Genomic DNA, 7,519 nt, shown 5'->3' on the forward strand with positions numbered 1-7,519 from the left:
TGCGATTAAACCCAGAACTTTACTTGCCTTGGAACTATAAATCACAACGCATAGACTAAATTCTGGACTCAAGCATATTTTTGATGGTGAGTTACGCTAACTTGCCGTAAGCTCACAATGAATCTCGCACCTGCCACCGACTGCCAGAGGGCGTGTTGATCACGCCGACAATGGGTCTGATGGTAGCGTAACTAAATAAGACTGTGTTGCTCTTAGGTTGCGCACTCGCCAATGGAGTTGGATGGCTAATCGAAGATGGCGCTGCTCGTGAATGAGTTTGCCTTTCAAGTTGCTGTTTTAATATGGCTATTTTGCCTTGCAGCGTCTGAATTTCAGCCCAAGTGACAGGCTCTTCTTTTGCTTGTAGCGAGCAGCATATCACTGATGGCATGAGCGAGTGTAAAATACATCGAGTTAGGAGCAATTACGCCACTCCTTGCAATTAAATTGTGAGCAATTATTCATATCGCCACTGCTGTTTGTAATCATATCGAAAACCTACAGAAATAGACTGCATATCAGGCTGATTATCAAAGGACTTATTTAAGTACTCTAGATGTACACGCAGCGGCTCGGTGGGAAGCCATTCAAGGGTGATGTTATATCCGTTGAAACTTTGGTTGTTCGCATCAAAGCTATTGTAGCCATCATCAAAATCAAAAATACCCGTTTTTAGTTTGTAGTGCTTTGCAAATTGATACGCCAAAGATAAGTCAAAAGTGTGGCCGTTGCGGGATAAAGTAGTTTGATTGCGCACATAGTCTTTGTCTTGATACGACAAGGCACCATAAAATCGGTTGCTAAACTGGTATGCTAATGAGCCAGCCCAGATGCGGTTGTGGCCAAGCTGAATCTCTTTGTCGAAGATATCATTTTGTTGGTAAGTCAAAGCAGCATGTAGTCCATGCGCATCATAACTTAAGCCTGCATTGAACAAGTCGGTTTGCTTGTCTCCTTGATTGCCGTCAAATTGTCCAACCGCTACAAATGTGAGTGGTCCGGTCTCAAAACGATAACTCAACAGGTTGTCGACGAAGAAAATGCTTTCGGGGTCGTACGCAAAAGGACTGCTGGAATGGTTAAATATGTCAACGTATTCAGCAATAAATAGATATTGCGCTGGTCTTTGTTTACCAATGCCAAATCGACCATAGGGAGTCGAAATAGCGGTGTAAGCACGTCGAGATTTACCAAAGTTGCCCTCATTGGCCAGATCAATACCCCATTCGCCATGCAGTTGCGCTGACCAACCGGGTTGAAACTCATGGCTAACTTTGAGTCCGGCATGCGATAAGGCGTCTCGCACATCCCAATTACTGTGTGTTGTTTCATCTATCAGCCCAAAAGTAGGGCGAATGGTGGCGTATACGTTAACCTTGCTTGTCTCGTTAACGGAAGTTGTTTTTTTAGCTTGTTGCGCAGATGTGACCTGTGCACTGGTATCTTGTGGTGTTTTATCTGCGGTTTGAGAGTGTTTGTTTTGCGCTAAAAACCTTGCTTTTAACTGTTCAAGCTGGGCCTCTAATGCTTCTATGTCAGCCATGGTAACCGCTCTGTCAGTTGCGTTTGCAACAAGGCTGGGAAGCAAACATAGCACTAAAAATAGGACAACAAAATATTTCACTGTAAGTCGCATCATCTTCACTTTGGATAGTTGCCAATCATCGAATTATAGACCACACTTCACAGATTAGGTTGATTTTTGCTCAGGCGACTAAAATGCAGATCCGTACCAAATTTTCTGTGACCTCTGCTATCGTTATTTTGCTAATTATTTCTGTGACAACGTTATCTACTTATTGGTTTGTGAGTGATTCTGTGCGAGCCAAAACCCAAGCGTATGTAAGTGACAGTGCGCAACTATTGGCCATTAGTATCGATAATTGGTTAACTATCAAAGCCAGTCAAATAAATGTTATTAAAAGCCAGTTAGAGCATGATTTTAGTGTTGAACGGTTCAATGAGAAGTTAAACACACCATTCTTGAAGCAAGAGTTTTTACTTGTTTTTGGAACCTTGGAAAATGAATCGCAATTGCGCTCAAACGATCCAAATAGGCAGAACCCACCGAATGTCGATTTTCGCCAAAGAGGTTGGTATCAACTTGGGAAAAATCAGCAAAAAACGGCATTTACCAGCCCTTATGTCGATGCGTCGACGGGAGAGTTGTTGTTATCCGTTGTGTCACCTATTAATTCAGGTGCAAAACTACAAGGCGTCATTGGCGGTGATCTGAGCTTGGAAGTAATAGCAAAAAGCGTTAATGCGGTTAATTTTGATAATACTGGGTACGCGTTTTTAGTTGCCGGTGATGGTAAAATTATTAGCCATCAAAACTCAAACTATAACGGCAAAAATATTGACACTATTGACTCTGCGTTGTCTATCTCCCAAATCGGCGAGTTAAAAGAAGTGACAACCAAGGAAGGGGTAAAGCTATTTTATTTACACCAGCTAGCTAATCAATATGGAACCGATTGGTACTTGGCGGTTTTGATAGATAAATCTCTCGCCTATGAGACTTTATTTGATATTACTTTAAACTCGCTCATTATTGCTGTGATAGCGGTTGTGCTTGGCGTTGTGTGCGTGAGAGCTTTGGCTCTTCATTTACTCAAACCACTCAAAGAGTTAGAGCAAGCAATTACTGAAATAGCCAGTGGTGGTGGAGATCTAACAAGACGACTAGAAATTATCAATGAAGATGAATGTGGTGTTGTTGCGCAACAATTTAATTTATTTTTGGCATCCCTTCGGCAATTGGTTACCAGCGTTAAAGAACGCGCTGATAAAGTCGTGATCAGCAGTGATTCCGCGAAAGTATTATCCAGCGACTCAATGAAGAAGCTTGATGAACAAGTTATGTTAATCGACAGTTTGGCAACAGCGATGCATCAAATGAGCACCACTTCCACCGAAATTGCTGGTAACGCACAGCAAGCAGCCAGCTCAATTACTCAAGTTAACGATAAGACAATTGAGGGCCAAAGCGTGTTTTTGAAGGCCAAAGAGCAGATAACCGCGTTAGCACAGGATATAGAACGCTCTCATGCTTTAAGCACACAGCTAGCCGAATATAGTCAAAATATTGAGAACATACTCTCGGTTATTAATGGTATTGCTGAGCAAACCAATCTATTAGCGCTTAACGCCGCGATTGAGGCGGCACGCGCTGGTGAGCAAGGACGAGGGTTTGCTGTGGTTGCTGATGAAGTGCGCTCTTTAGCGTCAAAAACTCAAGAGTCCACCACAGAAATAAAGTCTATGATTGATCAAATTCAGGCTTCTTCAAGCCAAGTGCAGCAGTCTATGGGAAGTAGCAAAGACAAAACCCAATTGTGTGTTGAACAAACTGAACAGGCAACCAACATGCTCAACGAAATAACTGAGTCAGTTAAAGAATTGATGGATCGCAATATTCAAATTGCAACCGCAATTGAGCAGCAAAGTGTTGTAATTGAAGAAATCAATAAAAATACTAACCATATCAATGATATTAGTGTTGAAGTGGGCAGTTTTGCTGATAAACAGTATTGTGCCAGCGATACTCTTGCAGAGCATGCGCATGAGCAAGAAGCGCTACTATCAAAATTTACTTTATAGGTGAGGTTTATAGTTTAGCTTGCAAAGCTTAGGCTAAACTAATTGTGGGGCGCAAAGTTAGGTGAGAGCTTTCCTAGCGTTCACGGAGAGTTCTCAGAATCAAGGTGTTAATGAGAGGCAATATGTGAAAATCGATGCTGCAAAAATGACGGATTTTAGTACGCTCAAATTCGCAACTTGGTTGTTATTTTTGATTATAGCTTCACCTGTTCATGCAGAACCGCAGTACCGTGTCACCATTCTTATTGATGAGAGCTACCCACCATACAGCTATGTTAATAACGGTGAACCCGCAGGTATTTATGTGGACTTAGTACATCAGGCGATAAAGCTTATTGACGATAAATATGTTGTTGAACTGCACCCTGTTCCTTGGAAAAGAGGTGTTGCTGCGCTTGAAAGCGGCGATGGCTTTGCATTGATGCCACCCTACAAACATATTAAAAGAAGGCCTTTTATCTGGCCGTATTCAATACCATTACTTGAAGAAGTGGTGGTTGCTTTTTGCAACACAGGCTTTTCATTAGCGGATATTGAAACAAAAGACACGACGGTAAACCCGATTAATGTGGGGTTGAATGCAGGGTATATGATCCTAGATGATGGCTTGGAGCAAGCCAGTAGGCAAGGCAAAATCAGCTTGTGGGAAAACAAAGATACCTATTCAAATATTATTAAATTGGCAAAAAAGCGGATTGATTGTTATGTCAACGATAGGCTCTCTACCTTACTAGGTTTGCGTAGTATAAAGCGTTTACACCCTGAACTTGACTTAAGTCACATCGTAGAGGATAGAATAGTATTGCGCCGTACAGCACATATAGGATATGTAAAAGATTCACTGAATAAATTTCCTTACAAGCATGATTTTATAAGGAAAATGGATGAAGCGCTGCAGACAGTTATAGCTAGCCAAGCAATAGGACTTGGTAATGAGTAAATGCTTTGTAAAGGGGCTTTACGGCAGCTTTATTTAATTAAATTTAGGATTGTTTTAAATTGAGGGTGTTGAGAATCAGCAAGCAACTCGTATAAACACATCTCCACGTTACTTAGCTGAGCGCCATTATGTTGCAGCTTACTTAAAGCCAATTTTTTGTGTTCTATATTTCGAGATGAGATAGCGTCTTCTATGAGCACAACGTTAAATTTATTTGTAAGTAAATCACAGGCAGTTTGATATACGCAAATATGTGCTTCGATACCACACAACAACCAATATTGTCTGTTCTCGCTTTTTAAACGCTGAGCTATAGCCTGATTTGCATAGCCGCTAAAGGTTGTTTTGGTGAGCGCTTGCTCAGGATGTAACTGCTTGGCCAATTGTGGCACGGTTGCACCAAGCTTATCTGGCGTTTGTTCTAACCAGACGATAGGTAATTCTAGCGCTTTACAGCCAAGAATAAGCGCTTCAGTGTTAGCGATGAGCCTTGTACTGTTAGCAACCTGTGTGGCTAGTTTTCCCTGTATATCAATCACCAGTAAACCACAATTCGATGCACTTAGCATAACTATCCCACCGTATATAAGTTTTTTTGTATTACATAATGCGAGGTCAGACTAACTTGCTCAAACTAAAAAGTAGACGCCAACTAATAACCCTAGCAGTGTTGCTGCTGCAACAGACCATACTGCTTTAGATTTACCCGTTGTTTTACGTAAGGTTGTTTCACTTAAAGGCTCTTTTTGCTGTGGCTCATCTTGCACTGATGCTTTATCTTCAGCGACTACTTGATTGTTTTGCGCTATGTTGTCTTGTGATACTGGTGTAAGTGGTAATTGCCACTGATACCCTTTGCGAGAAAACGTTTTAATAGCGTCATCGCCAAACAAGGCTCTTAGATGGCCGATACTTTGAAATACTACTTGGTTGGTAACTGTTCTACCCGGCCAAACCGCTTCCAAAATTTCATCTTTACTGTGGATACGCTCCGACTCCATAAGAAGCAGGGCAAGCAATTTGGCTGGCTTTTCGTTGAGTGAAAAAACTTTACCATTATTGGTAAGTACTAGGTTCACACAATCGAATTCAAAATGGCTAAAACTGAATTTCATTTTTATTATTTAATCCAATGATGGATGTACCTTTTTTATATTGTTATATCAGCATATCACTTATTTTGCAAAATGGCGGAAAATATGGACTAAATTCGACACTGAATGCACGAATTATGCTGGTTAGTTTAATTAAACTAACCAAATACTGTTTAATAATCAATCTCTATTAAAATCACCTAACTATCGATATGACCCAAAGAACGATAGGGATCAAGTTTATCTCTGACTCTGCGTTTCAATATTTTTGCTTCAGGAAAACCACCATCGACTTTTCTGCACCAAATGAGTTCGTCATTATAGTAGATCTGAAACACGCCTTTAGATGCGGGAACAAGGGCTACCTGCTTGAGCTCATCGGAAAATGTGCTTAGTAGCTCTTGTGCGAGCCAGCCACTTCGCAGCAGCCACTGGCATAACACACAATAATGTATAGAAATATTAGGTTTGTTCATTTGTATAGCTCGGGCTTATTAGGTGTAAAAATGTGTCTGTTTAGTCTACACATTTTTACAAAAAGAGCCTATGAGTGCCATGTTTATAACTGGCTAATGCTGCTAGATTGGGCATATTACAAACTTATAAGGAGATAGTTATGCGTAAAGTATTATTGATTACGGCTATGGGGTTGGTATTAACAGCCTGTCAGTCAACCAGTAAACACAGTGTCAATACAATAGCTGGCGAGTCAACCAGATTAGTGGTCAATATACATAATGTCACCAGCGAGCAAGGGCAACTACTGGTTCTGATCCATGATAACAGTGCTGATTATCACGCGGATTTAAATATTAGTGATCCACAAGCTCATTATTTTGCAAAAAAAATTGTATATCCTCAAAAGCCAAACACACCTGTAGTTTTTGACAACTTACCTGCGGGGAAATATGCAATTAATGTCATTCATGATAAAGATGGTGATGGGGAGTTAGACAGAATGATCTTCCCATTTTTAGGTATGCCTAGTGAGCCCTATGCACTATCAAATAATATTTATGATCATTTCAGTAAAGGAGATTTTGATGATGCGCTGGTTGAAATTCGCTCACCTAGCCACCATATAGATTTAAACCTCAGTACTCACTTATCTAAAGTAACGGGTCTGTAGGTAGTTTGTAAAAATTGGCTTGGAAAGGGATATTTTATAGCGTAGTTAATTAATGCTTGTAAACTCTTCGCATATAAAGGTATAATCCTCTGCTTAGTTTCGCTCTATAGTTGTAAGAGCAACTAGTAATGTCCTTTCTTACCCTGATCCAGTAAGCCAGCATTAAAAAATTGAAAGCTGAATTATTGTACGGCGACCGAATTACCAACATTCTGTTGGAACTTGTCTTAACAAAAAGACCGTAACCTTTGGGAATATCGTCAAAACTGTAGTGAAGCTTGTATGTTAATTAGCCAGATACACTGGCATTAAATTTGTGAGTTTTCTATGTCATATGAATACAACGGATCTCTGATCCAAATTATACAGCCTGTGCTGTCTATCTCAGTCAATAAAAGCAATGTGATTTTTGCAGATAAAACTGGGTTGAAAAACAAACGTTTCTCAACGGCCAGTGAAGCAAGAAGCTTTATTAGATGGCTGACGCAAACAAGAGCATAATATGCTCATCATCCAGCTCCGCCATTGTTAAATGACAGAGCTGGAACGTCTTTTTCAATATTGATCCTGCCCCTAGAATAACCTCGTTTATTTATACCCATCCGCAATAACCCTTAATCATTTTTAAAGATTAAACGTGACCTTACGGCAAGATAGCGCAAATAAGTAAAAACCATCCGGCATACTTGATTGCAACCTAAACAACTAAGGTGTGATCAATGAATACCACAACATCATTAGAGCAAATTAAAG

The 7,519-nt window shown here is 40.4% G+C and carries 8 protein-coding genes; 3 read left to right on the top strand and 5 right to left on the bottom strand.

Annotated elements, in window-relative coordinates; genetic code table 11:
- Positions 1-112: 112 nt before the first annotated feature.
- On the bottom strand, positions 113-424 hold the full coding sequence (locus HC733_RS21320; RefSeq protein WP_190366996.1) for a hypothetical protein: 312 nt from the start codon (positions 422-424) through the stop codon (positions 113-115).
- Positions 425-457: 33 nt separating this feature from the next.
- Entirely contained in the window at positions 458-1,543 is a 1,086-nt protein-coding gene (locus HC733_RS21325) for a porin (protein ID WP_238937655.1), read from the bottom strand.
- Between the two features lie 176 nt (positions 1,544-1,719).
- Between HC733_RS21325 and HC733_RS21330 the strand changes: the two genes are divergently transcribed.
- Complete coding sequence (locus HC733_RS21330) at positions 1,720-3,603, top strand: methyl-accepting chemotaxis protein (RefSeq protein WP_190366998.1); 1,884 nt, start codon at positions 1,720-1,722, stop codon at positions 3,601-3,603.
- Between the two features lie 124 nt (positions 3,604-3,727).
- A complete protein-coding gene (locus HC733_RS21335) occupies positions 3,728-4,543 on the top strand; it encodes a substrate-binding periplasmic protein (protein WP_342366050.1) in 816 nt (271 codons plus the stop codon).
- A 29-nt stretch (positions 4,544-4,572) separates the two neighbouring features.
- On the opposite strand, the gene HC733_RS21340 is transcribed toward HC733_RS21335, so the two are convergent.
- The 3 genes from HC733_RS21340 to HC733_RS21350 form a co-directional block, all read right to left on the bottom strand.
- Positions 4,573-5,112 (bottom strand): isochorismatase family protein, encoded by a 540-nt coding sequence (locus tag HC733_RS21340; protein WP_190366999.1) that lies wholly within the window; start codon positions 5,110-5,112, stop codon positions 4,573-4,575.
- Positions 5,113-5,172: 60 nt separating this feature from the next.
- Positions 5,173-5,658 (bottom strand): transcriptional regulator, encoded by a 486-nt coding sequence (locus tag HC733_RS21345; RefSeq protein ID WP_190367000.1) that lies wholly within the window; start codon positions 5,656-5,658, stop codon positions 5,173-5,175.
- 179 nt (positions 5,659-5,837) lie between these two features.
- Entirely contained in the window at positions 5,838-6,113 is a 276-nt protein-coding gene (locus tag HC733_RS21350; RefSeq protein WP_190367001.1) for a SelT/SelW/SelH family protein, read from the bottom strand.
- 140 nt (positions 6,114-6,253) lie between these two features.
- Between HC733_RS21350 and HC733_RS21355 the strand changes: the two genes are divergently transcribed.
- Entirely contained in the window at positions 6,254-6,766 is a 513-nt protein-coding gene (locus tag HC733_RS21355) for a DUF2141 domain-containing protein (RefSeq protein ID WP_190367002.1), read from the top strand.
- The last annotated feature ends 753 nt before the right edge of the window (positions 6,767-7,519 follow it).

Origin of the sequence: Pseudoalteromonas sp. S16_S37, from assembly GCF_014694405.1 — a bacterium.
Classification (GTDB): Bacteria; Pseudomonadota; Gammaproteobacteria; order Enterobacterales; family Alteromonadaceae; genus Pseudoalteromonas.